At 30.6% G+C, this 23750-nt stretch carries 35 protein-coding genes; 2 read left to right on the forward strand and 33 right to left on the reverse strand.

The window, feature by feature from the left end:
• Positions 1–282 precede the first annotated feature (282 nt).
• Positions 283–1209: an aspartate carbamoyltransferase gene (gene pyrB / locus AACH12_RS12350; protein WP_338535682.1), complete on the forward strand. Its 927-nt coding sequence runs from the start codon at positions 283–285 to the stop codon at positions 1207–1209.
• Positions 1209–1655, forward strand: coding sequence for an aspartate carbamoyltransferase regulatory subunit (locus AACH12_RS12355; protein WP_338535683.1), 447 nt, complete (start codon positions 1209–1211; stop codon positions 1653–1655). Before pyrB ends, AACH12_RS12355 begins: the two co-directional genes overlap by 1 nt.
• A 492-nt stretch (positions 1656–2147) precedes the next feature.
• Here AACH12_RS12355 and AACH12_RS12360 read toward each other — a convergent pair whose 3' ends face one another.
• From AACH12_RS12360 to rplE, 33 genes are all read right to left on the reverse strand, one after another.
• On the reverse strand, positions 2148–3527 hold the full coding sequence (locus tag AACH12_RS12360) for a sodium-dependent transporter (RefSeq protein WP_338535684.1): 1380 nt from the start codon (positions 3525–3527) through the stop codon (positions 2148–2150).
• A 466-nt stretch (positions 3528–3993) separates the two neighbouring features.
• Positions 3994–4782, reverse strand: coding sequence for a sulfite exporter TauE/SafE family protein (locus tag AACH12_RS12365; protein ID WP_338535685.1), 789 nt, complete (start codon positions 4780–4782; stop codon positions 3994–3996).
• A gap of 11 nt (positions 4783–4793) precedes the next feature.
• Positions 4794–5177: a rhodanese-like domain-containing protein gene (locus AACH12_RS12370; RefSeq protein WP_338535686.1), complete on the reverse strand. Its 384-nt coding sequence runs from the start codon at positions 5175–5177 to the stop codon at positions 4794–4796.
• Positions 5178–5293: 116 nt separating this feature from the next.
• On the reverse strand, positions 5294–6883 hold the full coding sequence (locus AACH12_RS12375; protein ID WP_338535687.1) for an NAD(P)/FAD-dependent oxidoreductase: 1590 nt from the start codon (positions 6881–6883) through the stop codon (positions 5294–5296).
• A 66-nt stretch (positions 6884–6949) separates the two neighbouring features.
• Positions 6950–7351 (reverse strand): nucleoside-diphosphate kinase, encoded by a 402-nt coding sequence (ndk, locus tag AACH12_RS12380; RefSeq protein WP_338535688.1) that lies wholly within the window; start codon positions 7349–7351, stop codon positions 6950–6952.
• A 42-nt stretch (positions 7352–7393) separates the two neighbouring features.
• Positions 7394–7615, reverse strand: a complete 222-nt coding sequence (locus AACH12_RS12385; RefSeq protein ID WP_338535689.1) for a hypothetical protein — start codon at positions 7613–7615, stop codon at positions 7394–7396.
• Between the two features lie 46 nt (positions 7616–7661).
• Positions 7662–9302 (reverse strand): glycosyl hydrolase family 18 protein, encoded by a 1641-nt coding sequence (locus AACH12_RS12390; protein WP_338535690.1) that lies wholly within the window; start codon positions 9300–9302, stop codon positions 7662–7664.
• A 31-nt stretch (positions 9303–9333) separates the two neighbouring features.
• Positions 9334–9669 (reverse strand): MazG-like family protein, encoded by a 336-nt coding sequence (locus AACH12_RS12395; RefSeq protein WP_338535691.1) that lies wholly within the window; start codon positions 9667–9669, stop codon positions 9334–9336.
• Positions 9670–9826: 157 nt separating this feature from the next.
• Positions 9827–10219 carry a 30S ribosomal protein S9 gene (gene rpsI, locus AACH12_RS12400; protein WP_338535692.1) on the reverse strand — a complete coding sequence of 131 codons (393 nt, stop codon included), beginning with the start codon at positions 10217–10219 and terminating at the stop codon, positions 9827–9829.
• A 21-nt stretch (positions 10220–10240) separates the two neighbouring features.
• The gene (gene rplM, locus AACH12_RS12405) at positions 10241–10669 is read right to left on the reverse strand and encodes a 50S ribosomal protein L13 (protein WP_338535693.1); all 429 of its coding nucleotides are present in this window, start codon (positions 10667–10669) and stop codon (positions 10241–10243) included.
• 123 nt (positions 10670–10792) lie between these two features.
• On the reverse strand, positions 10793–11527 hold the full coding sequence (gene truA / locus AACH12_RS12410) for a tRNA pseudouridine(38-40) synthase TruA (protein ID WP_338535694.1): 735 nt from the start codon (positions 11525–11527) through the stop codon (positions 10793–10795).
• A 1-nt stretch (position 11528) separates the two neighbouring features.
• Entirely contained in the window at positions 11529–12329 is an 801-nt protein-coding gene (locus tag AACH12_RS12415; RefSeq protein ID WP_338535695.1) for an energy-coupling factor transporter transmembrane component T family protein, read from the reverse strand.
• Positions 12322–13185, reverse strand: coding sequence for an energy-coupling factor transporter ATPase (locus AACH12_RS12420; protein ID WP_338535696.1), 864 nt, complete (start codon positions 13183–13185; stop codon positions 12322–12324). The genes AACH12_RS12415 and AACH12_RS12420 overlap by 8 nt, the downstream gene beginning before the upstream one ends.
• Complete coding sequence (locus AACH12_RS12425) at positions 13170–14009, reverse strand: energy-coupling factor transporter ATPase (protein WP_338535697.1); 840 nt, start codon at positions 14007–14009, stop codon at positions 13170–13172. Before AACH12_RS12425 ends, AACH12_RS12420 begins: the two co-directional genes overlap by 16 nt.
• A 211-nt stretch (positions 14010–14220) precedes the next feature.
• On the reverse strand, positions 14221–14562 hold the full coding sequence (gene rplQ, locus AACH12_RS12430; RefSeq protein WP_338535698.1) for a 50S ribosomal protein L17: 342 nt from the start codon (positions 14560–14562) through the stop codon (positions 14221–14223).
• Between the two features lie 20 nt (positions 14563–14582).
• Positions 14583–15533, reverse strand: a complete 951-nt coding sequence (locus tag AACH12_RS12435) for a DNA-directed RNA polymerase subunit alpha (RefSeq protein WP_338535699.1) — start codon at positions 15531–15533, stop codon at positions 14583–14585.
• Positions 15534–15589: 56 nt separating this feature from the next.
• Positions 15590–16210 (reverse strand): 30S ribosomal protein S4, encoded by a 621-nt coding sequence (rpsD, locus tag AACH12_RS12440; RefSeq protein ID WP_338535700.1) that lies wholly within the window; start codon positions 16208–16210, stop codon positions 15590–15592.
• Positions 16211–16228: 18 nt separating this feature from the next.
• A complete protein-coding gene (gene rpsK / locus AACH12_RS12445; protein WP_338535701.1) occupies positions 16229–16627 on the reverse strand; it encodes a 30S ribosomal protein S11 in 399 nt (132 codons plus the stop codon).
• 23 nt (positions 16628–16650) lie between these two features.
• Positions 16651–17019, reverse strand: a complete 369-nt coding sequence (gene rpsM, locus AACH12_RS12450; protein ID WP_338535702.1) for a 30S ribosomal protein S13 — start codon at positions 17017–17019, stop codon at positions 16651–16653.
• A gap of 89 nt (positions 17020–17108) precedes the next feature.
• The gene (rpmJ, locus tag AACH12_RS12455; protein WP_338535703.1) at positions 17109–17222 is read right to left on the reverse strand and encodes a 50S ribosomal protein L36; all 114 of its coding nucleotides are present in this window, start codon (positions 17220–17222) and stop codon (positions 17109–17111) included.
• A 14-nt stretch (positions 17223–17236) separates the two neighbouring features.
• Positions 17237–17455 (reverse strand): translation initiation factor IF-1, encoded by a 219-nt coding sequence (gene infA / locus AACH12_RS12460; RefSeq protein ID WP_338535704.1) that lies wholly within the window; start codon positions 17453–17455, stop codon positions 17237–17239.
• A 15-nt stretch (positions 17456–17470) separates the two neighbouring features.
• The gene (locus tag AACH12_RS12465) at positions 17471–17755 is read right to left on the reverse strand and encodes a KOW domain-containing RNA-binding protein (RefSeq protein WP_338535705.1); all 285 of its coding nucleotides are present in this window, start codon (positions 17753–17755) and stop codon (positions 17471–17473) included.
• A gap of 14 nt (positions 17756–17769) precedes the next feature.
• Positions 17770–18519: a type I methionyl aminopeptidase gene (gene map, locus AACH12_RS12470; RefSeq protein ID WP_338535706.1), complete on the reverse strand. Its 750-nt coding sequence runs from the start codon at positions 18517–18519 to the stop codon at positions 17770–17772.
• Positions 18520–19164 (reverse strand): adenylate kinase, encoded by a 645-nt coding sequence (locus AACH12_RS12475; protein WP_338535707.1) that lies wholly within the window; start codon positions 19162–19164, stop codon positions 18520–18522.
• Between the two features lie 20 nt (positions 19165–19184).
• Positions 19185–20450, reverse strand: coding sequence for a preprotein translocase subunit SecY (gene secY / locus AACH12_RS12480; RefSeq protein ID WP_338535708.1), 1266 nt, complete (start codon positions 20448–20450; stop codon positions 19185–19187).
• Position 20451: 1 nt separating this feature from the next.
• Positions 20452–20892 carry a 50S ribosomal protein L15 gene (rplO, locus tag AACH12_RS12485; protein ID WP_338535709.1) on the reverse strand — a complete coding sequence of 147 codons (441 nt, stop codon included), beginning with the start codon at positions 20890–20892 and terminating at the stop codon, positions 20452–20454.
• An 18-nt stretch (positions 20893–20910) separates the two neighbouring features.
• Complete coding sequence (rpmD, locus tag AACH12_RS12490; protein ID WP_422388899.1) at positions 20911–21087, reverse strand: 50S ribosomal protein L30; 177 nt, start codon at positions 21085–21087, stop codon at positions 20911–20913.
• Positions 21088–21099: 12 nt separating this feature from the next.
• Complete coding sequence (rpsE, locus tag AACH12_RS12495; RefSeq protein WP_422388922.1) at positions 21100–21597, reverse strand: 30S ribosomal protein S5; 498 nt, start codon at positions 21595–21597, stop codon at positions 21100–21102.
• Between the two features lie 26 nt (positions 21598–21623).
• Positions 21624–21992: a 50S ribosomal protein L18 gene (rplR, locus tag AACH12_RS12500; RefSeq protein ID WP_338535711.1), complete on the reverse strand. Its 369-nt coding sequence runs from the start codon at positions 21990–21992 to the stop codon at positions 21624–21626.
• Positions 21993–22013: 21 nt separating this feature from the next.
• On the reverse strand, positions 22014–22553 hold the full coding sequence (rplF, locus tag AACH12_RS12505) for a 50S ribosomal protein L6 (protein WP_338535712.1): 540 nt from the start codon (positions 22551–22553) through the stop codon (positions 22014–22016).
• Between the two features lie 30 nt (positions 22554–22583).
• Positions 22584–22982: a 30S ribosomal protein S8 gene (gene rpsH, locus AACH12_RS12510; RefSeq protein WP_338535713.1), complete on the reverse strand. Its 399-nt coding sequence runs from the start codon at positions 22980–22982 to the stop codon at positions 22584–22586.
• A gap of 25 nt (positions 22983–23007) precedes the next feature.
• Positions 23008–23193, reverse strand: a complete 186-nt coding sequence (locus tag AACH12_RS12515; protein ID WP_338535714.1) for a type Z 30S ribosomal protein S14 — start codon at positions 23191–23193, stop codon at positions 23008–23010.
• An 11-nt stretch (positions 23194–23204) separates the two neighbouring features.
• Positions 23205–23744, reverse strand: coding sequence for a 50S ribosomal protein L5 (rplE, locus tag AACH12_RS12520; protein WP_338535715.1), 540 nt, complete (start codon positions 23742–23744; stop codon positions 23205–23207).
• Positions 23745–23750: the final 6 nt, after the last annotated feature.

Raw genomic sequence — 23750 nt, forward strand, 5'->3', positions numbered from 1 at the left:
CACACAATACAGCGAGTGTCAATCGCTAGAATTAGTATTTTATTTAAAGAATTTATTATTATAAAAATTGAAATCACATCTTTGAATAATTTATATATATTTTTACTTTTTATGTTTTTTAGCAATTTTATCAATTTATTAACTTGACTGACAAGTTAATAAATGTTACTATTATACAAGCAAAAACCTTTAATTTAGCCCGAGAGGCTACAAGGGAACATAAAATTGTTGAATTTTTTTGTCCCTTTAAATTGATACCGAGAGATCAAAAAGGAGGAAATAATGAATAAAGTAAAACACTTGATTGAACCAGACGATTTAACAAACTCTGAAATCGAAAGTTTAATTTCTAAAGGAATGGATATTTATGATAACCCTAAAAACTATTCTGATGTTTGCAAAGGAAAAATAATGGCTTCACTTTTTTTCGAACCAAGCACTCGAACAAAGTTTAGTTTTGATTCCGCTATGATTAGACTAGGAGGCAATGTAATCGGATTTAGTGATGCATCTACTAGTTCAACATCAAAAGGTGAAAGTTTAGCTGATACAATAAAAGTAATGAGTTTTTATTCTGATATCATTGTTATGAGGCATCCAAAAGAAGGTGCTCCTAAACTTGCGTCAATGGTAAGTGAAGTTCCAATTATTAACGGAGGAGACGGCGGACATCAACACCCCACTCAAACACTTACAGATTTAATAACTATTAAGAGATTTAAAGGAAATATTACAAATCATACAATTGGATTTTGTGGAGATTTAAAACATGGACGAACTGTTCATTCACTAATTAAAACACTTTCAAGATTTGAAGGAAACAATTTTATCCTAGTTTCGCCAAAAGAATTAAGGCTTCCTGAAGGCTTAAAATATCAATTAACTAAACAATATGGAACAAAATTTACAGAAGTAGAAACACTTGATGAAGTTATGGATAAACTTGATGTTCTATACATGACAAGAATTCAAAAAGAGAGATTTTTTAATGAAGAAGATTATTTAAGACTAAAAAATTCTTATATCCTTACAAACGATAAAATTTCTAACGCAAAAGCTAATATGATAATTATGCATCCTCTACCAAGAGTAAACGAAATATCTTATGAAATTGATGACGACCCAAGATCTGTTTATTTTGAACAATCTAGAATGGGAGTATTCGTAAGAATGGCTCTAATCACAACTTTACTTGAGGAGGCTAAATAATGTTAGAAGTCAAAGGCATAAAAGAAGGAATCGTTATAGATCATATTAAAGCAGGAAACGGGTTAAAATTGTTTAATCTATTAATGCTTGAATATATAAATTGTCCTATTGTTTTAGTAATGAATGTCGATAGCAAAAATTTAGAAAAAAAAGATATTATAAAAATCGAAGATAAATTCGACTTAGACTTAGATAAATTAGGTTTAATCGATTCAAATATAACTGTAAATATTATTAAAAATAATAAAGTAATTGATAAGAAAAATGTTACAATACCAAAAAAAGTTAAAGGCACTTTCAAATGTAGTAATCCAAGATGTATAACAAATTCGGATGATTATATAAGCCCAAGTTTCAAACTTATAGATTCTAAGGGAACACCTGAGTATCTATGTGAATACTGCGAGGAGATAACCAAATATGACGGTTATTTACTTAATAAATAAGCTTTGTATGAAATAACTCTTCATGCAAAACTCATTAACTTCTTTCCCATTATATCTTTGAAGCGACTAGATAATCTCTAGTCGTACTTTTTTTGCGCGAAAAAAGAAAGCTGTGCAGCAAAAAACATAATTATATAAAAAATAAGCTTGCTTATTTTTTTATATAATTATGTTTTTTGCTATAGGGCTAAAAGCCCGCGATGAGTTAAACATAGCTTAACGAATGCACGACTTAATTACCTTAAATACAACTAGATCTTTAAAAGATAAAAATCCTAGAAATATGAAGATGAATTCATTCATCGAAAGTAAATCTTAGTTTTGTTAACATAGAACGATGAGTTAAACATAGTTTAACGAATGCACGGCTTATTCATATTTAGTTCTTTAATCTACAAATATATACTAAAAACATTCAATCACACTTCTTTTAAGTAAAAAATAAAAAGGATAGTCATAAATGACCATCCTTAAATATTAAATTTTCATTTTCTAGAATATTCCAAATACCATATTAATAAATGTAACAACAATTAAAACAGGTGCAACATATCTAGTTAATATTTTGAAAAGTCCATACCAAGGAACACTAAGTGCTCCACTATCTGAAACTTCATCTTTAACATCTTTGTCAAGCATTACATATCCAACAAATAACGAGATAAATAATCCACCTATTGGAAGAAGTAAATCTGACATTTCAATCATCCAATCAAAGAAACCAAACATATGCATGATTCCACCTTTATATAGTGGCAATTTAAAGTTAATAGTTCCGTTAGTTAAGGATTCAAAAGCGCCAACAGCTGTAATAGCTATAGTAGCCAACCAAGTAGCTTTATGTCTAGACCATCCAAGATTTTCTGTAAAGTAAGCAACAATAACTTCAAGAATTGAAACTGAAGAAGTAAGGGCTGCAACTGCAAGAAGTAAGAAGAACATAATAGCAAATATATATCCACCTGGCATTTGATTAAATACATTTGGTAATGTAATAAATACAAGTGATGGACCAGCTCCAGGTTCAACCCCAAATGCGAATACAGCTGGGAATATTGCAATACCAGCAAGTAGAGCAATTGCAGTATCTGCTATAGTTACTTGAAGAGCAGTTTCTCCTAAATTCTCCTTTTTACCAATATAAGATCCATAAGTAATCATAGTACCCATACCAAGTGAAAGTGAGAAAAACGCATGTCCAAGTGCTGACATCATTCCCTCAGCAGTAAGTTTAGAAAAATCAGGTTTAAATAAGAAATTTAGTCCTGCAGATGCTCCAGGAAGTGTTACTGCTCTTACATCAAGAATAAGAATAACTACAAGAAGTAAAGGCATAAGAATTTTAGTATATCTTTCTATACCATCTTTTACTCCACCTAAAATAACTCCAGCAGTAAGTCCCATAAAGATTACTTGCCAGAAAATAGGAAGCCAAGGATTTCCTACTAAACCGCCAAACATAGCCCCAAGTTGATCAGGTGTATTACCTACAAATTTATTAGCAATAGATAAAAATACGTAATGTAGCGTCCAACCTGCAACAACACCGTAGAATGATAAAATAACTACTGCTGCTACAAAACCCAGCCATCCAGTTAAATACCAAGGACTATTAGGTTTTAAAGTTTTAAATGAATCAATCGCATTCTTTTGGGCTCTACGTCCAATAAGAAATTCAGAAAGCATAACAGGAAGTCCGATAATTGCAATACAAAATAAATAAAATAAAATAAATGCTGCTCCACCGTAACGACCAGTAATATATGGAAACTTCCATATGTTACCTAAACCAATAGCAGATCCTGCTGCTGCTGCAATAATACCAAGTTTTGAACTAAATCCATCTCTTGGCTGAAGATTATTGTTCTCCATTTTTTATTCCCCCTTTTAATAATATTATATTCAAATGAAAACCATTTAAATAACAAAATAAATAATTATCCACAAAACATTCTCTTTTTCTATAATTATGAATATTTTATGAACAACAATTAGCTTGATTTTAGCACATATGTTACAAATAATCAATATATATAAATTATTTTATTCATTAAATACTAAAAGAATTGCGTTAATTTTATAACACGGTTAATATATAAGTAAATCCTTTTCATATATATGTAATTTCAACTTTTTTTATAACTCTTACTAAAAGTTTAGCATAAAAATACACGAATTTCAATGATTATTCAGAAAATTTTGATAAAAGAAAATTATTTTATTATTTTTTTATATATACAATATAATTAGAAATAAAAAAGAACTCAGCTTTTCAATATAAGCTAAGTCCTAGTATTTTTAAGTATTTCCTTTATTTTTTCAGAATTTTTTATTACAACTACCTTAAAGCATTTATAATCATTATAATTGCTGCTAAAAAATTAGTATATGCGAATAATCTTTTCAAATTCTTGGGTTTACTTTTAAGTGCAAATTTACTTCCTATTAATCCACCAATTAACGTAACTACAGAGAGCGGTACCGCATAATAAAAATTAACATCGCCTTGCAAAAGATGTCCCATGAATCCCATTAGAGCTGTTACAGCAATTAATGACGACGCAGTACCTACTGCATACTTCATAGGCAAATAGCAGGTAAGCACCATAAGAGGAACTAAAAATGATCCACCTGAAACTCCAACCATACCAGAACCAAAACCAGTAAGAACTATTATAGGAACTGCTACTAATAAATTTACAAAGTAATCTTCTTCTTCAAATTTAAATTTCCAAACACCAAATTTCAAATTAGTTTGTTCTCTATTTTTCTCTTTAACTTTTATCAACATCATTATACCTGATATAAAAAGCAAAATAGAAAATACAATTTTTAAAGTTGAACCTTCAAAATTATGAGAAAAATATCCACCCAAAAATGCTGATACCGATATTAATGAGCCTATTAAAACTGCTAAGGGCCAAATTAAGGTTTTATTTTTGTTAAATACCAATAATGCAGCAATAGACGCTGTAAATAAAATAAATTGACCAGTTGACGCAGCATTTTGCATTGAGAGTTGAGCAAAGACTAAAATAAGGACATAAAAGTTACCTCCACCTTTTCCAACCATGGTCATACTTATTGAAACTATGAAAATTAATAGTGCTATTAAAATAAAATTCATCTCTATACCTCTTATTTTCTAGATGCTTTATAAATCTTGCCAGTTTTAAATAATGAAGTTAATTCATTATAGCCACCATCAAAAATTTTAGCATTATAATTTTCATTTATAAAAAATGCAAAGGCTATTGTAGACCTTACTTTTCCAGGGCAAAATGTAACAATTAATTTATCTTTAGGAATTTCTTCTAACCTTTCTGGTAATTCCTCAAATGGAATATTCAAATATTTAAATGAAAAAAACTCTGCCTCATTAATCGTTACTACCGAAACTTCTTCTTTAGAACGCACATCAAGTAATAGTACATTTTCCGTCTCAAGGAATTTTTCTGGAAGCATTTTATGTTTACCAGTTCCCCAAAATTCAAAGTCCATAACTTTAAATATTTCTCTCATAATAGTTTACCTCCTAAAATATAATAGATTCTTTTTAATATTACAAAATTCTAATATGCTAAAAACAGCATATTCCTTTTTCTTTTATTTGTCAATCAATATTTGTTAGATTATTATCATAATTTATTTGAATATTTTTCTATAATTTTTTCAGCAACTTTTAGTCCATCAACAGCTGAAGATACAATACCCCCAGCATATCCTGCCCCTTCCCCGCATGGGAAAATCCCTTTATGAGATGTACTTTCAAAACTTTCTAAATTTCTAACTATTCTAATTGGAGATGACGACCTTGTTTCTGGTCCTGTTAGGAGTGCATCGAAATCAGAAAATCCTTTTAATCTTTTATTTAAATTTGGAAGTGCTTCTTTTAGAGCGTCAACAATAAAGTCTGGAAGATACTCTTTAGGATGAACTTTTTCTACTCCTGGCTTATAAGACGATTCAATGCTATATACACTTTCCTTTTTTTCTTTTGCTTCTTCTAAAAATTCTCCAACTCTAATAGATGGGGCAAAATAATTATTCTCTGTAACTTCAAATGCTTTTCTTTCTATTTTCCTTTGTAAATACATACCTGCAAGCGGATGTTCACTTTCAAAATCCTTTGGATATACGCTAACTAGTAGTGCACTATTTGCGTTTTCTTCATTTCTTAAATGCTCACTCATTCCATTTGTAACGATTGTATTTTTTTCTGAAGACGAAGCTACTACCTTTCCGCCAGGACACATACAAAATGTATATACACTTCTTCCGCTTTTAGTTTGATAAGTTAAGTGATACTCAGCTGAACCAAGTTTTACTTCTAAATCTTCATTACCATATTGCACTTTGTTAATCATCTTTTGCTTGTGTTCAATTCTCATACCAATAGCAAAGGGCTTTTGCTTTATTTCAAATTCGTTTTTATATAATTCTTCAAACGTATCTCTCGCACTATGACCAATAGCTAAAATTAAATTGTTTGTTATATATTCCTTAGAATTATTTACTTCAATTTTTATTAAATCTTTTTCTTTATTTATTTTATTAACGCGTGAATTAAAAATAACTTCTCCACCATTTTTTATTATTTTTTCTCTTATTTTAATTACTACTTCTTTTAGTAAATCAGTTCCTATATGAGGTTTATTTTTAAATAAAATTTCTGATGGAGCTCCTGCTTTTACTAATTCTTCTAATACTTTTCTGCTTCTTAAATCTTTTATACGAGTTGTAAGTTTTCCATCAGAAAACGTACCTGCACCGCCCTCACCGAACTGAACATTAGATTCAGTATTTAGTACTCCTTCTTTCCAAAATTTTTCAACGCTTAATGTCCTTTTTTCAACATTTTCGCCTCTTTCAAATACAAGTGGTTTATATCCATTTTCACTTAAAAGTAATGCTGCAAACATACCCGATGGACCAAAACCAACAATAATGGGTCTATGTTCTAATTTCAATTTTCCCATATTCGGACTTATGTATTTTGTAATTGGACTTTTTTTAAAATTTGTCTTTTTCAATATTGCATTCTCATTTTTAAGCTCTACGTCAATAGTATATACGTATTTTACATTACCTTTTCTTGCATCTATAGATTCTCTAAATATTTCATATGATAGTATTTCATTTTTACTTATACGTAATTTTTTCGATATTTCATTTTTAAAATCAATATTATTATTTAGTTCAACTTTAATCTCATTTACTCTAATCATTTTTTTCTCCTGTTTATACATAAAGAAGGAACTATTATCAGCTATAGTGAAAATAGTTCCTTTGTTTTAATTACCAAACCATATTTCTATTTCACGAATTGCATCCTCTATTACCGCCGATCCATGAACTGCATTCATTTGTACACCTGAGCCATATAAATATCTTATAGTACAAGGGTCTGCTTTTTTAGGATTTGTTGCACCATTAATTTTTCGAACTAGGCTCACAGCATTTTCTCCACTAGCAAGTACAGCTACAATTTTGCCACTCATCATAAATTCAACTAGGCCTTTATAAAAATCTCTCTCTATATGTTCTGCATAGTGTTTTGCTAATATTTCTTCTGTCGGAACACACATATACATATCTTCAATAGTAAGTCCATTTTCTTCGTACATTTTAATAATGGTACCTATTAATTTTTTCTCAACTGCATCTGGTTTTATAAGAATTAAAGTTTTCTCCATAATATCCCCTCCATGCAATATTTATAACCAAAATAAATTTATTTACTCATTATTATTATCTATTCTTATATTTTTCTCATTATAAATTTTGTAAGCTTTATTTAATTCAATCATGCCGAGTTCTTTCGCTCGTTTTATAACGTAATCATCACTAACTTCTGACACTCCATTTTTAGTAATAATAATAGTTAAAAATCCATTAATTACTAAAATAACACCAATAACAAATAAAATAAAATATTTATACACTTTCTTAATTTCCATAGTATCACCTATTTATAAATTTATTTAAGTTTTGAAAACATTTCTACTATTTTTTATTTAATTCTTTATTTATTATATCCCAAATTTCAATATTTTCATAACCTCTTCGCCAAGATGCTATCCCAATTAGTTTATACTTATTAACTAAAGAAACTTTTTCACTTATTGATTTTTCGTCTTCAATCCACACTTTAATCAATTTACCATTTTCAATATATGAATAGTAATACTGTTTTGAATATTCGTCCCATATTAAATTAGGTTTTTTTTCCTCTATAATTGCTTTAATTCTTTTTAATGTAATTGCAACGGACTTAACATCCATTTTATTCGGAATTGTAAGTGACGGAGTTTCACGCCATTCTCTTGTGTAAAAAGGGATGCCTAAAATAAGTTTTGATGGCGGTACTTTTTCAAGCAGTTTTTCTATATTAGATTCTACCCATCCATATGAAGCAACTGACCCGCTTACAGGACTTGATGCCCAGTGCTCATCATATGTCATAACAACCATATAATCAACCACTCTACCTAATTCTTCTCTATTGTAACACTTTGACCAAAAATCTGAACCGTCTGGAACTGTTACATCTATTGAAACTTTTATCCCATTTTCTTTAAATTTCATAGTTAATTCATTTATAAAAACACTAAATACATAAGAATCTTCTTTGTACATATTTTCAAAATCAATATTTATTCCTTTAAATCCATTATCTTTATAGATCCTTAATAAATTGTTAATAAATCTTTCTCTTGCAACTGCATTATTAACAAACTCTCTTGTCATTTCTTTATTAAACTGATTTGAAACTAAAGGCCAAATTTCATACTTCCTTTCTCTAGCCCATTTTTTATATGTTTCACTCAGCTTACTATTTATTTCTCCACTACTATTTTTCAAACTAAACCATGTGGGTGAAATAACATTTAATCCAACCATTTGGCCAATATTATTAGTATTTGGATTGCTTTTATTTACATACTCCCATGTCATATTTATTGTTTTAGAGTTTATCTTTTCTTGTACTTTTTCTCCATAACTTTTACTCACATTATCGATGCTTGTAATATCTATATAACCAATATATTTATCTTCCGTTAAAACAAGAGTTCCTTCTCTTGTAGTATTTCCAATAATTAATTTTTCTTCTTTTATTATTTTCAACTTTTCTTCTAAATTATCATAATTACTCATATTTTCTTTGTGCTTTAATATACCACTATAAATAGGTAAAGAATGATTCAGTAAAACAATGTTTTTACTTTTTATCCCTATATCAATAGAGAACCTAAACTTTGATGCTAATTTAGACTCTTTAATATAATATTTATTATTATAAACATATACTATTTTATCGTTTACAAGATTATCATTTACCCTATATTTATTGTCATTTACGTAGGACCTAACTATAGTTTTATCATTTGAAATTGAAACGATATTCCTCTTAGTATCAATATCAACAAATATTCCAATCTTTTTTAATAGTAGAACATCAATCAAATCCTCATTTTGCATAAGTTCAAACTCATTTTGGTCAATTTCGTTAGTAGTTATCTTTGATTCCTCAACTATAATAAATTTATTTTGTGGATTTACCTCTTTTGTATTATGAGTTTTAATATACACTGTGCCAACAATTAGAAGAGATAATAATACAGAAATCGCGATTATTTTTTTCATACTTCCTCCGGTAAAATTAAGCTTTTTACTACTAAACTATGCTATTATCAACTTTAATATAACCTTTTCTTATCAACTTATTTACGTGTGCATTTACTTTTTCATTTATATCAATTTTATATTCATCTTCTAAAACAAACATCATTGATACCGCAACCTGAGCTACATCTAGTAGTTCACCACATATCATTTCAATAATTTCTTCAGAGTTTTTTTCAATTTTTTCACCGTTTAGACCTCTAAATTTTCCTATTACCTGAGCTAATTCGCCTGCTTCTTCCATTAATTTGAGACATGTTGATTCGAGTCCTGGTTCTAAGTTGTTTAATCTAGGTAAGCTTATTTCTTTAAATATAGTTTTATTCATTATTACCTCCAGAGTTTTATTCTTAATTTATTTCTTATTTTAATTATATACTAGTCTTTATATAAAAAAGTTAAAAAATTAAAACAATATCTTTAATATTTAAATTCATTTTTACAATAAAAAAAAGACACTGCTATATGCAATGTCTTTATATTTACTATCTTTTTGAAAATTGAGGTGCTTTTCTTGCTTTTTTAAGACCATATTTCTTTCTTTCTACCATTCTTGAGTCTCTTGTTAAAAAACCAGCAGCTTTTAAAGTAGCTCTGTATTCATCAGAATCAACTTTTAATAAAGCTCTTGAAATACCATGTCTAATAGCTCCTGATTGACCTGTGTATCCTCCACCTTCTACATTTACAAATACGTCAAATTTTCCTTCTGTTCCTGTAATATTTAAAGGTCTTCTAACTTCATTTCTTAAAGTTTCAAAGTTGAAATATACATCTAAAGTTCTTCCATTAATTGAAAAGTTTCCAGTTCCCGGTACTAATCTTACTCTAGCTACAGAATTTTTTCTTCTACCAGTTCCTTGATATTGAACAACCATTCTTATTCCTCCTCTGTAGTATTATAATTCTAAAGCTACAGGTTTTTGAGCTTGATGTTCATGCTCAGGTCCTCTGTAAACTTTTAATTTTTTTGCCATAGTATTTCCTAAAGAATTTTTAGGAAGCATTCCTTTTACTGCTGCAAATACAACTTTTTCAGGTTTAGTTTGCATCATTTCTCTAAGAGTTCTTTCTCTTAAATGTCCAAGATATCCTGTATGCCATCTGTACATTTTTTGATCTAATTTTTTACCTGTAACTTTAATTTTTTCTGCATTTATAATTATTACAAAATCACCTGTATCAACATGTGGTGTATAAGTAGGTTTATGTTTTCCTCTAAGAATTTTAGCAACCTCAGAAGCCATTCTACCTAATGTTTTTCCATCTGCATCAACAACAAACCAGTTTCTTTCCACTTCGAGTGGTTTAGCAACGAAAGATTTCATTGTTTTCCTCCTATTAATCAAATTTCACCTTTTATATAAAAACTTGGGGCTAGCAAGTCTTCATTATATTCTAATAAACAATATATATATTATTACAAATCAAACGTTAAGTCAAGTCTTTTTTTAGTAAATAACTTCTTTTAAATATAATCCATTTGCTGGAGCTGTTTTATGAGAAAATTGTCTTTTTTTATTTAATAGTATTTCATTAAATTCTTCTTTACTTAACTTTCCTAGTCCAATATTTATAAAATGCTGAACGATTATCCTTACCATGTTGTATAAAAATCCATTTCCATAAAATTCAATTTCAAAATAATCATCAAAATTATTAATATCTATACTATATATTTCTCTAACTGTACTATTCACATTGGATTTTGATGCCATAAAACTAATGAAATCGTGCTTTCCCATAAGTATTTCTTTAGCATCAATAATTCTTTGTATATCAATTTCTTTAGTAAAGCAATAATAATACCTAGATATAAATGGATTCGATTCTTTTTTCCAAATTTTATAAACATATCTTTTGCCTTTTGCTAAGTAGCGAGCATGAAATAAATCATCAACTTTCTCAATATAGTTTATATGAATTGATTTCGGAAGCCTTTGATTTAATACAAGTTTTATATTTTCAGCAGGTACACTAGTAGTAGTTTTAAATGAAAACACTTGTGCATATGCATGAACTCCTTTATCTGTACGACCGGATCCATGAATAAGTATTTTCTCCTTTAATAGAGTGGTAAGTGTCTTTTCTAACACTCCTTGTATAGTTTTTCCTTCGTTTTGTCTTTGCCATCCCAAATATTCAAATCCATCATAAGCTACTATACATTTATAATTTTTAATCATATTATAATATTCTCCCTACAATAAATATTATAGCTAAATAAATGGAAATAGATATACCACCTACTAGATCATTAGAGGAGTATTTCAAAATTTTAAGCCTAGTTCTATTTTCTCCACCTCTATAGCACCTTGCTTCCATTGCCATAGCTAGTTCGTCCGCTCTTCTAAAGGCACCAATAAACAAGGGAACTAGTAAAGGAATTAAACTCTTCGCTCTTTTTATGAGACTTCCACTTTCAAAATCTGCCCCTCTTGCCATTTGCGCTTTCATAATTTTATCTGTTTCTTCAAGTAAAGTTGGAATGAACCTAAGTGCAATTGTCATCATCATAGCAAGTTCATGTGCAGGTAATCCAATTTTTTTAAATGGATTTAGTAATATCTCTATACCATCTGTAAGCTCAATAGGAGAAGTTGTAAGTGTTAATAAAGTCGTACCCACTATAAGTAACATCAACCTTGAACTCATAAAGACAGCCTGAATTACTCCCTCATACGTTATTTTAAATATCCAAAATTTATAAATTATCCTTCCAGGTGTAAGAAATATATTTATAAAAAAAGCAAATAGTATTATTAAGACAATTGGTTTTAATCCCTTTAAAATATATGAAAAAGGAATTTTTGAAACAATAATTGTTAGTCCTAAAAATAGTATTACGAGTGGATAGATTTTTATATTTTTAACCATAAATAGAGAAAAAATAAAGATAAATGAAGCAATTATTTTAAATCTAGGATCCATTTTATGAACATATGATTTGATTGGAAAATATTGTCCAATTGTAATATCTCTAAGCATTTTTTTTACTCCTTAAAACTTTAAGTATTTCTTCCTTCGCACTCTCAAGTGTATAAATATCTTCATTAATATCTACGCCTCTTTTCCTAAGTTCTGTAATTAACCTAGAAACTTGAGGAACATCTAGACCAATTTCTGAAAGATAATCAGCATTTTTGAACACTTCATTCGGTCTTCCTTCTAATACTAACTTTCCTCTATTCATAACGTAAAGTTTGCTTACTAATCTAGCTACATCTTCCATACTATGTGATACCAAAATCACAGTAATTCCCTCGATTCTATGTAGCTCTTTTATTTGATCTAATATCTCATCGCGTCCCTTTGGATCAAGTCCTGCTGTTGGTTCGTCTAAAATTAATACTTCAGGTTTCATTGCAAGTACACCTGCAATAGCGACTCTTCTTTTTTGTCCACCACTTAATTCAAAAGGAGATTTTTCTGCTATTTCTTCATAATCAAGTCCTACAAGTCTCATAGAACTTCTTACTCTTTCATCTATTTCTTCTTTTTTTAGTCCTAGATTTGTTGGTCCAAATGCAATATCTTTAGCAACTGTTTCTTCAAACAATTGGTATTCTGGATATTGGAATACAAGTCCAACTTTTTTTCTTATATCATTCAATTTCATTTTTTTCTTAGTAATTTCAATATCATTTATATATATATTTCCCTTACTTGGCTTTAAAAGACCATTCAAATGCTGAATAAGAGTAGATTTTCCTGATCCAGTATGACCTATTAATCCAACAAAATCTCCACTTTCAATTTTCAAAGAAATTTCATCTAAAGCATATGTTTCATAAGGACTACCTTTATCATATATATAAGTCAAATTTTCTACGTTAATTGACATAATTCTTCCACCATTTCGTTAACAGTTAAAATATCATCAGAAATATTAAAACCATTCTTATTTAGCTCATATGCAAGCATTGTAACTTGCGGAACATCTAAACCCATCTTTCTTAGCTCTTCAACTTTTGAAAAAACTTCTTTGGGAGTGCCTTGAACTTTTATCTTACCACTTTCCATAACAATTACCCTATCAGCATCCACTGCTTCATCCATAAAGTGTGTTATGTGTACTATTGTAATACCTTCATTTTTATTTAGTTCTTTTACTGTTCTTATTACATCTTTTCTTCCTGAAGGATCAAGCATTGCTGTTGGTTCATCGAGTATTATACATTTTGGTTTCATTGCTAATATTCCAGCGATTGCAACTCGTTGTTTTTGCCCTCCTGAAAGTAGATGCGGAGGTTTATCTTTGTATTCGTACATTCCAACTTTTTTTAGGGATTCATCAACGCGCTTACGAATTTCAGATGATTCAATTCCAAGATTTTCTGGACCAAATGCAACATCCTCCTCTACAATTGTAGCAACAATTTGATTATCTGGATTTTGAAAAACCATACCTGCAGTTCTTCTTATTTCCCAAATGTTTTTATCGTCAAGTGTACTAAGATTATTTATTAAAATTTTTCCATCACTAGGTAAAATTATTCCATTAAATAGTTTTGCCAAAGTCGATTTACCTGAACCATTATGACCAATTATTACTACAAATTCACCGTCATCAATATGAATATCCACACCATCTACTGCAAATTTAAATTCCGTGCTAACAACATTTTCTTCGCTATAGGAGTACTTAATATTTTCTGTTTTTATCATAATTACCTCACAAATTTCCTAGGAAATATCCTTTATACCTACTCATTATATCCCTTATTAAGTACACATACAACAGTCATTCTATGTATTGTCAATCTATCATATTCAATATTTATTATTCAAATACATAATAAAAATGAAACAAAATTCCATTGCAAGATCAACTTACAAGTAACTTTGTTTCATTTTAAAATTTAATAATTTTATAAATTTATACTAATTCTAGTAGTGCCATAGGTGCAGCATCACCTTTACGAGGTCCAAGTTTATAGATTCTAGTATAACCACCGTTTCTATCTTGATACTTCGGAGCAATGTCAGTAAATAAAGATGCTACTACTGCTTCTTCAGTTACATATGCTAAAACTAAACGTCTTGAATGTAGATCTCCTCTTTTTGCAAGAGTAATCATTCTTTCAGCAGCTTTTTTAGTTTCTTTTGCTCTAGTTTCAGTTGTTTGAATTCGACCGTTCTTTAATAAGCTTGTAACCAGGTTTCTCATCATTAATTTTCTATGATCAGAAACACGACCTAATCTACGATAACCAGCCATGTTGAAATCCCTCCTTTCGCTTATTCTTCTTCAGCTCTTAAGCCGAGGCTTAGATCTTCGAGTTTTTTCTTAACTTCCTCAAGAGATTTTTTTCCAAGATTTCTTACTTTCATCATTTCATCTTCATCTTTTTTAGCAAGTTCTTCAACTGTGTTGATACCTGCACGTTTTAAGCAATTATATGAACGAACTGAAAGATCAAGTTCTTCAATTGTCATCTCAAGTACTTTTTCTTTTTTATCTTCTTCCTTTTCAACCATGATTTCAATACTATCAGCATTATCTGTCATATCAATGAAAAGATTTAAATGTTCCGACATGATTTTTGCACCTATTGATGCAGCTTCATCAGGTTTTATTGATCCATCAGTCCATATTTCAAGTTCCAATTTATCAAAATCTGAAGACTGTCCAACTCTAGTATTGCTAACTGCATAGTTAACTTTCTTAACAGGAGTAAAAATAGAATCAATAGGAATTATTCCAATTGGAAGTCCTTCTTCTTTATTCATATCTGAAGATACATAACCTCTACCTTTAGAAAGTGCAATCTCCATAATTAGAGAAGCATTTTCATCTAATGTTGCAATATGAAGGTCTGTATCAAGTATTTCTACATCCGAATCAGCAATAATATCACCAGCAGTAACTTCTCCTGCTTCAGTAGCTTCAATTCGTAAAATTTTTGTCTCATCATCAGAATAGATTTTTGCACACAAATTCTTTAGATTAATAATAATATCTATTATATCTTCTTTTACACCAGGTACAGTTGAAAATTCGTGTAACACGTTTTCAACTTTAATCCACTTTACAGCAGTTCCTGGAAGAGAATTTAATAGTATTCTTCTTAAGCTATTTCCAAGTGTATGTCCATAACCTCTTTCTAATGGTTCAACAACAAATTTTCCATATGTGTTATTTTCATTTAATTCAACACATTCTATATTAGGCTTTTCTATTTCTATCACTTAAGACCCTCCTTTTCATAATTAGTGTTAACTTACGAGGGTAAAACACAAGTTGTTTACTTAGAGTAAAGCTCGATAATTAAATGCTCCTCGATTGGTAAATCAATATCTTCTCTTAGTGGTAATGCTTCAACTTTTCCAATAAGTTTTTCAAAGTCTGAGCTTACCCACTTTGGAGTAGTTTGAGCTTTTTCAGCTATTTCTTTAAATTTAGGAGAAGACTTACTCTTATCTCTTACCTCAACTACATCCCCAACTTTTAAAGTCATTGATGGAATATCAGCTTTTTTACCATTTAAATTAAAATGTCCATGGTTAACAAGTTGTCTTGCTTCTTTTCTAGAAGTAGCAAATCCTAATCTATAAACAATATTATCAAATCTTAATTCTAAAAGTCTAAGGAAATTTTCACCTACTATACCATTTTGGTTAGAAGCTTTTTCAAAAATTTCTCTAAATTGTCCTTCAATAAGACCATAATATCTTTTAACTTTTTGTTTTTCTCTTAATTGTGTACCGTATCCTGAAAGTTTAACACGTCTACTACCATGTTGTCCAGGGGCACTTTGTCTTCTATCTAATGCGCATTTATCTGAGTAACATCTATCGCCTTTAAGATAAAGTTTTTGTCCTTCTCTTCTACAAAGTCTACAAGAAGGTCCTGTATATCTTGCCATATTCTTCTACACCTCCTATTATACTCTTCTTCTTTTTGGTGGTCTACAACCATTATGAGGAATTGGAGTAACATCTGTTATAGAGCTAATTTCTAATCCAGCAGCTTGTAATGATCTAATTGCAGATTCTCTACCAGCGCCTGGTCCTTTTACAAATACTTGTACTGACTTTAAACCGTGCTCCATACCGTTCTTAGCAGCTTGTTCTCCTGCCATTTGTGCAGCAAATGGAGTTGATTTTCTTGAACCTTTAAATCCAAGGCTTCCAGCACTTGACCAAGCAATTGAATTACCAGCCATATCAGTCAATGTTACAATTGTATTATTAAACGTAGACATGATATGAGCTTGTCCACGCTCTATGTTTTTACGTTCACGTTTCTTCTTACGTGTTTTACGTACTTTTTTTGCTACCATTGGTCACCCTCCTTTACAACTTATTACTTTTTCTTACGACCCATAGTTCTCTTAGGACCTTTTCTTGTTCTAGCATTAGTTTTAGTTTTTTGTCCACGAACTGGTAAACCTTTTCTGTGTCTAATTCCTCTATAGCAACCAATTTCTTGAAGTCTTTTAATATTAAGTGAAATTTCTCTTCTTAAATCTCCTTCAACAATATGATCAGCTTCGATAATACTTCTAAGTTTACTTGCTTCTTCTTCAGTCAGGTCTTTAATTCTTGTATCTTCATTTATTCCAGCTTTGTCTAAAATAGCTTTAGACATTGGTTTACCAATACCATAGATATAAGTAAGTCCAATAACAGCTCTTTTTTCTCTAGGCAAATCAATACCAGCGATTCTTGCCATTAACTACACCTCCTAATGAGCATTAAATATTTATCTAAATAAATGGGTAAATAATGCTTTGCATTATCAGCCGCACCCAAATTAACAAACTAACCCTGTCTTTGTTTGTGTTTAGGGTTTTCACAGATTATCATAACTCTGCCTTTTCTTTTTATAACTTTACATTTTTCACACATCGGTTTAACTGATGGTCTAACTTTCATTGTTATACCTCCTATCACTTACCACGCCAAGTAATTCTTCCTCGAGTTAAGTCGTATGGAGAAAGCTCAAGAGTAACCTTGTCGCCAGGTAATATTCTTATAAAATTCATTCTTAATTTCCCTGAAATATGAGCAAGAACTATATGATCGTTTTCCAATTTAACTTTGAACGTTGCATTTGGTAGGGCTTCCACTACTGTACCTTGAACTTCTATAGAATCGTTCTTAGCCATGTAAAAACCTCCCTCCTATATATTAGTTACACCTATTTTTTCGATTTCTTTTCGAATCATTAAGTTAGTAACTTTCTTACCTTCTTTTAACTTTTTTACTATGTCTATGCTAATAAAATCTAATTTACTAACATGCTTAACCTTTTTCTTTTTTGGCGATTCAATTTTTCTTAAATCCCCATCTACTAATAATAAATAATCAACACCTATTTTGTCAATAGTAATAAAAACTTTTTCTTTGTCTCTACCAGCTATTGCTCTTACGAATTGCCCAATTTCAATATCTTTGGCCATTTTCACACTTTCACCTCTTTTTATAAACTTGTTAATAGAACAGGTTCATCATCAGTAATTGCTAAAGTATGTTCATAATGAGCTGATAAGCTACCATCCGCAGTAACAACTGTCCAATCATTATCTAAAATTTCAACACTATATGTTCCTATATTAACCATAGGTTCAATGGCAAGTACCATTCCTTTTGCAAGTCTTGGACCTCTACCAGGTCTACCGAAGTTTGGAATTTGTGGATCTTCATGAAGTCCAGTTCCTACTCCATGTCCAACAAAATCTCTTACTACTGAATAACCTTTTGATTCAACGTATTGCTGAATTCTATGAGATACATCTGAGAGTCTATTTCCTACAGTGCAAAGTTTTAAACCTTCATAAAAACTTTGTTTTGTTGCTTCTATTAAAGCTAAAGCTTCATTTGAAACATTTCCAACAGGAAAAGTCTTAGCAGAGTCACCATAATATCCATTAATAAGCGAGCCAATATCTACACTTATAATATCTCCATCTTTTAGTATTCTACTCTTTGAAGGTATTCCATGCACTACTTCATCATTAATTGATGCGCAAATAGTTCCTGGAAAACCTCCATAACCTTTAAAAGCAGGCAAGGCATTATATTTTCTAATTGTTGCTTCAGCAATACTATCAAGCTCAAAGGTACTTATACCTGGCTTTACTTTATCTCTGACTACTTCATGAGTATATGCAACAATTTTACCAGCTTCTCTTAAAAGTTTTATTTCATTTTCAGATTTTAGAATAATCATTTACTCACCAATCTCTTTTTTAATATCATCAAATACTTTTGAAATTTCTTGCTCTCCATCAATATTTAAAATAATATTTTTCTTAGTATAATAATCAACTAAAGGCATTGTCTCGTCTTCATATACTCTAATTCTATTTTTTACGGTTTCTTCAACGTCATCAGGTCTTTGTTTAAGCGTATCACCACATACATCACATATTCCTTCAACCTTTGAAGGGTTGAATTTAATGTGGTAAGTAGCACCGCATTTCTTACAAATTCTTCTGCCTACTGCTCTTTCAACCAAAATACTAGAATCTACAACTACATTTATTACATTTGTCAATGCTATATTGTTTTTAGTTAATACGTCATCTAAAGCCTTTGCTTGTACAATAGTTCTAGGAAAACCATCTAAAAGAAAACCATTCTTTGTATCTTCCCAAGAAAGTCTGTCTTCAACTAACGCGACAACAAGACTATCAGGAACTAATTCGCCTTTATTCATATAATCCATAGCTTTTTTTCCAAGCTCAGTGCCCTCTTTAATATTTTTTCTAAAAATATCCCCTGTTGAAATATGCGGAATAGAATACTCATTAACAAGATTCGCTGCTTGAGTACCCTTTCCAGCACCAGGAGGGCCTAATAAAATTAATCTCATTTTTATCATCTCCGGCACAATTATTTTAAAAATCCTTGATAATGTCTCATAACCATTTGTGCTTCTATTTGCTTAACTGTTTCAAGAGAAACACCAACTGCAATCAGAAGTGACGTTCCACCAAATCTTATTTGCATATCACTAAAAATTAGTAACACATTTGGTAAAACAGCAATAATAGCTAAGAAAACAGCACCTGCTAAAGTAATTCTTGATAGTGTTCTTTGTAAATACTCTGATGTTGGTTTACCAGGTCTAATTCCTGGAACAAATCCACCATTTTGCTTCATATTAGTAGCAACTTCAACTGGGTTGAAAGTTACAGAAGTATAGAAGTAAGTAAAGAACAATATCAAAATAGCATAAAGTGTATTATAAAGGAAAGATCTACTACTCATATAAGTCTTTAACCAAATTGATATTCCTGCATTTGGCCAAAATTGAGCTATTGTAAGTGGAAACATTAGTATTGAAATAGCAAATATTACTGGAATAACTCCCGCTTGATTTACTTTTAGTGGAATATGACTACTCTGTCCACCATACATTTTTCTACCTACTACTCTTTTAGCATATTGTACAGGAACTTTTCTTGTACCTTGTTGGATAAATATTACTCCAGCAATAACTAAAATTGCAATTACGGCAAAGAATAAAATATTAATTACTCCTATTTCGCCAGCTTTTAATCTTGTTATTGTATTAATCGTACCACCAGGAACTCTTGAAATAATTCCGGCGAAGATAAATAGTGATATTCCATTACCAATACCATTTTCAGTAATTTTCTCACCTAGATACATTAAAAATGCAGTTCCTGCAGTTAATGTTACTACTGATACAAATACTGAAACTCCGTTGTAAGTAATGAATGCATTTCTAAACAATCCTACGCTCATTCCGAATGCTTGAATTAATGCAAGCACTACAGTTCCATATCTCGTATACTGTGTTAATTTCTTTTTACCCTCAGGTCCTTCTTTAGAAAGTGCTTCTAAAGCAGGAAAAGCTATCGTAAGAAGATTTACTATAATTGAAGAAGTAATATAAGGTGTAATACCAAGCGCAAAAATCGTAAAATTCTTAAACGCACCACCTGACATCATATTAAACATTCCTAGCAAACCATCATTACTACTTGAAAATAATTGTCCAAGTTTAACTTTATCTATTCCTGGAACTGGTATTGCAGCACCAAGTCTAAAGATTACTATCATTAACATTGTATATAATATCTTTTTTCTTAAATCTGGTATCTTCCAAGCATTTCTCAGTGTAGAAAACAAACTATATCACCTCTGCCTTTCCTCCAGCAGCTTCAATTTTCTCTAAAGCCGATTTTGTAAATTTATTAGCTTTTACAGTTAACTTTGTTGTTAGATCTCCATTTCCTAAAATTTTAACTCCGTCTTTAACATTTTTTATAAGACCTTGTTCAATTAGGAATACTGGATTAATTTCAGTACCATCTTCGAAGCTATTTAACATATCTACATTAACAATAGCCCATTCTTTTTTATTTCTACTAGTGAATCCACGTTTAGGAATTCTTCTAAATAAAGGCATTTGTCCACCTTCAAAACCAGGTCTAACTCCACCGCCTGAACGAGAATTTTGTCCATTCATACCACGGCCAGCTGTTGTTCCTGTTCCTGAACCAGTACCTCTACCAAGTCTTTTTCTATCCTTTACCGCACCCTTAGCAGGTTTTAATTCATGTAGCTTCATTTTGACACCTCCTTCGTTTTACGCTTCAACAATTTTAACTAAGTGACTAACTTGTTGAACCATACCTCTCATTTGAGGGTTATCTTGCTTTACTAATGTTTGTCCAACTTTTTTTAATCCCAAAGCTTCAATAGTTTTTCTATGCTTTGGTTTAGCCCCAATAGGACTCTTAACTAATTTCACGTTTATAGTCAAAGTCAGCACCCCCTAACCTAATATTTCTTCTACAGTTTTGCCTCTTAATTTGGCAACACTCTCAGCAGTTTTCATACTTGTTAAACCACTAAGTGTTGCATTAACCACATTTCTAGGGTTATTAGAGCCAAGAGACTTAGCTCTTACATCTTTTATTCCTGCAAGTTCAAGAACTGCACGAACTGGTCCACCCGCAATAACTCCAGTACCTTTTTGAGCAGGCATTATTAAAACAGAACCAGCTCCAAAATGTCCTTTAATTGCATGAGGTACAGTTGTGTTTACTCTTGAAACATATATTAATCTTTTCTTTGCATCTTCGATTGCTTTTCTAATAGCTTCTGGAACTTCTTGTGCTTTTCCAGTTCCAACACCTACGTGACCATTTTCGTCACCAACAACAACTAAAGCACTGAATCTAAAAGTTCTACCACCTTTTACAACCTTAGTTACACGGTTAATATTGATAACATTTTCTTTCAATTCAAGCTTACTTGCATCTATTAACAGACGGTTCATCTACTTACCTCCCTTAACTAGAATTTTAGTCCAGCTTCTCTTGCTGCATCACCTAGTTCTTTTACTCTACCGTGATATTCATATCCCGCTCTATCAAAAACAACTGTGTCAATTCCTTTTTCAATTGCTTTTTTAGCAACTAATTCACCAACAGCTTTCGCTGCAGCTTTATTGCCAGTGTTTTTAAAGTTCTCTTTAATCTCTTTATCAAGTGTAGATGCCGAAACTAATGTTACGCCATTTACATCATCTATGATTTGTGCATACATATTAGTTAAACTTCTATATACATTTAATCTAGGACGTTTAGGAGAACCAGAAACTTTTTTACGTACTCTTAGCTGACGTACTTTACGCGTGCTATTTTTACTTTTTTTACTAATCATACTGTAGTCACTCCCTTCCTATTATTTACCTGTTTTTCCTTCTTTTCTTCTTACATACTCATCAACATATCTAATTCCTTTACCTTTATAAGGCTCTGGTTTTCTCCATTGTCTGATTTTAGCAGCATAGTTACCAACATTTTGCTTATTGATACCTTTTACTGTTATTTCAGTATTAGTAGGAACTTCTACAGTTATTCCTTCTGGATCTTCCATTTGAACTGGATGTGAGAATCCTAAAGTAAGATCTAACACTTTACCTTTTTTAGCAGCTCTATAACCAACACCAATGATTTTAAGTTTCTTTTCGTATCCTTTTGTAACACCTATAACCATATTATCAATTAAAGTTCTACTTAAACCATGTAATGATCTATTTCTTTTGTTATCGTTGGGTCTTTCAACAGTAAGTGTTTCACCATCAATAACAATTTTCATATTCATATCAATTTTTTCGCTTAATTCTCCAAGCGGTCCTTTTACTGCAACAAGATTTTCATCGCTTACAGTAACTGTAACGCCCGAAGGTATAGTAATTGGTGCTCTACCAATTCTAGACATTATTACACCTCCTATTACCGTAAATAATTTTTACCAAATGTAGCAAAGAACCTCTCCACCAACACCAAGTTTTCTAGCTTCTTTATCTGTAATAATACCATTTGAAGTAGAAACTATAGCAATTCCAAGTCCACCTAGAACTTTAGGAATTTCATTTTTGTTAACGTAAACTCTTAATCCAGGTTTAGAAATTCTCTTTAACCCTGTAATTACTTTTTCTTTGTTAGAGCCATACTTTAAATCAATTTTAATTAAACCTTGCTTATCATCTTCTACGACATTAAAGCTTTTAATAAAACCTTCATCAAATAAAATTTCTGCGATTTTTTTCTTCATATTTGAAGCTGGAACTTCTACGCTTTTATGTTTAACCATATTAGCATTCCTTATACGCGTAAGCATATCTGCTATTGGATCTGTAATCATCATGATTTATTACCTCCCTTCTTTCTTTCTACCAACTTGCTTTTCTTACACCAGGTATTTGACCTTTGTAAGCTAATTCTCTAAAACAAATACGACAAATACCAAATTTTCTAAGATAAGCATGTGGTCTACCGCATATTTTACATCTATTATATTCTCTTGAAGAAAACTTTTGTTTTCTAGCCTGTTTAACTTTTAGAGATTTCTTTGCCAATGCTACCCCTCCTATTTTGCGAACGGCATTCCCATTAATTTTAACAACTCTTTTGATTCTTCATCAGTCTTAGCAGTTGTAACAAATGTAATATCCATTCCTCTAACTTTATCAACTTTATCATATTCTATTTCAGGGAATATAAGTTGTTCTTTAATACCAACAGTGTAATTTCCTCTTCCGTCAAACGCATTAGGATTTACTCCTCTAAAGTCTCTTACTCTTGGAAGCGCAATATTTACGAACCTATCTAAGAATTCATACATTTTTTCGCCTCTAAGCGTAACTTTAGCACCAACAGCCATTCCTTCTCTAACTTTAAAGTTCGCTACGGATTTTTTTGCATTTGTAACAATCGGCTGTTGTCCAGCAATTGTTGCAAGTTCTCCTACAGCAACTTGAATTATTTTAGGATTGTCTTTAGCTTCGCCAAGACCCATGTTAATTACAATTTTATCAAACTTTGGAGTTTCCATTACACTTTTATATTTAAACTTCTCGTTTAATGCTTTAACTACTTCGCTATTATACTTTTCTTTTAATCTAGCCATATCGAA

This window comes from Helicovermis profundi (assembly GCF_033097505.1).
GTDB classification, from domain to species: domain Bacteria; phylum Bacillota; class Clostridia; order Peptostreptococcales; family Acidaminobacteraceae; genus Helicovermis; species Helicovermis profundi.

Bases quoted from the DNA above. Each gene is read 5' to 3' on its own strand.
- pyrB (WP_338535682.1), top strand. From the start codon at position 283: ATGAATAAAGTAAAACACTTGATTGAACCAGACGATTTAACAAACTCT.
- AACH12_RS12355 (WP_338535683.1), top strand. From the start codon at position 1,209: ATGTTAGAAGTCAAAGGCATAAAAGAAGGAATCGTTATAGATCATATT.
- AACH12_RS12360 (WP_338535684.1), bottom strand. From the start codon at position 3,527: ATGGAGAACAATAATCTTCAGCCAAGAGATGGATTTAGTTCAAAACTT.
- AACH12_RS12365 (WP_338535685.1), bottom strand. From the start codon at position 4,782: ATGAATTTTATTTTAATAGCACTATTAATTTTCATAGTTTCAATAAGT.
- AACH12_RS12370 (WP_338535686.1), bottom strand. From the start codon at position 5,177: ATGAGAGAAATATTTAAAGTTATGGACTTTGAATTTTGGGGAACTGGT.
- AACH12_RS12375 (WP_338535687.1), bottom strand. From the start codon at position 6,883: ATGATTAGAGTAAATGAGATTAAAGTTGAACTAAATAATAATATTGAT.
- ndk (WP_338535688.1), bottom strand. From the start codon at position 7,351: ATGGAGAAAACTTTAATTCTTATAAAACCAGATGCAGTTGAGAAAAAA.
- AACH12_RS12385 (WP_338535689.1), bottom strand. From the start codon at position 7,615: ATGGAAATTAAGAAAGTGTATAAATATTTTATTTTATTTGTTATTGGT.
- AACH12_RS12390 (WP_338535690.1), bottom strand. From the start codon at position 9,302: ATGAAAAAAATAATCGCGATTTCTGTATTATTATCTCTTCTAATTGTT.
- AACH12_RS12395 (WP_338535691.1), bottom strand. From the start codon at position 9,669: ATGAATAAAACTATATTTAAAGAAATAAGCTTACCTAGATTAAACAAC.
- rpsI (WP_338535692.1), bottom strand. From the start codon at position 10,219: ATGGTTGTTCAATATCAAGGAACTGGTAGAAGAAAAAATTCTGTAGCT.
- rplM (WP_338535693.1), bottom strand. From the start codon at position 10,669: ATGAAATCTTTCGTTGCTAAACCACTCGAAGTGGAAAGAAACTGGTTT.
- truA (WP_338535694.1), bottom strand. From the start codon at position 11,527: ATGATTAAAAATTATAAATGTATAGTAGCTTATGATGGATTTGAATAT.
- AACH12_RS12415 (WP_338535695.1), bottom strand. From the start codon at position 12,329: ATGCTTAGAGATATTACAATTGGACAATATTTTCCAATCAAATCATAT.
- AACH12_RS12420 (WP_338535696.1), bottom strand. From the start codon at position 13,185: ATGTCAATTAACGTAGAAAATTTGACTTATATATATGATAAAGGTAGT.
- AACH12_RS12425 (WP_338535697.1), bottom strand. From the start codon at position 14,009: ATGATAAAAACAGAAAATATTAAGTACTCCTATAGCGAAGAAAATGTT.
- rplQ (WP_338535698.1), bottom strand. From the start codon at position 14,562: ATGGCTGGTTATCGTAGATTAGGTCGTGTTTCTGATCATAGAAAATTA.
- rpsD (WP_338535700.1), bottom strand. From the start codon at position 16,210: ATGGCAAGATATACAGGACCTTCTTGTAGACTTTGTAGAAGAGAAGGA.
- rpsK (WP_338535701.1), bottom strand. From the start codon at position 16,627: ATGGTAGCAAAAAAAGTACGTAAAACACGTAAGAAGAAACGTGAACGT.
- rpsM (WP_338535702.1), bottom strand. From the start codon at position 17,019: ATGGCAAGAATCGCTGGTATTGATTTGCCTAGAGAAAAAAGAGCTGTT.
- rpmJ (WP_338535703.1), bottom strand. From the start codon at position 17,222: ATGAAAGTTAGACCATCAGTTAAACCGATGTGTGAAAAATGTAAAGTT.
- infA (WP_338535704.1), bottom strand. From the start codon at position 17,455: ATGGCTAAGAACGATTCTATAGAAGTTCAAGGTACAGTAGTGGAAGCC.
- map (WP_338535706.1), bottom strand. From the start codon at position 18,519: ATGATTATTCTAAAATCTGAAAATGAAATAAAACTTTTAAGAGAAGCT.
- AACH12_RS12475 (WP_338535707.1), bottom strand. From the start codon at position 19,164: ATGAGATTAATTTTATTAGGCCCTCCTGGTGCTGGAAAGGGTACTCAA.
- rplO (WP_338535709.1), bottom strand. From the start codon at position 20,892: ATGAAGCTACATGAATTAAAACCTGCTAAGGGTGCGGTAAAGGATAGA.
- rplR (WP_338535711.1), bottom strand. From the start codon at position 21,992: ATGATTAGTAAAAAAAGTAAAAATAGCACGCGTAAAGTACGTCAGCTA.
- rplF (WP_338535712.1), bottom strand. From the start codon at position 22,553: ATGTCTAGAATTGGTAGAGCACCAATTACTATACCTTCGGGCGTTACA.
- rpsH (WP_338535713.1), bottom strand. From the start codon at position 22,982: ATGATGATTACAGATCCAATAGCAGATATGCTTACGCGTATAAGGAAT.
- rplE (WP_338535715.1), bottom strand. From the start codon at position 23,744: ATGGCTAGATTAAAAGAAAAGTATAATAGCGAAGTAGTTAAAGCATTA.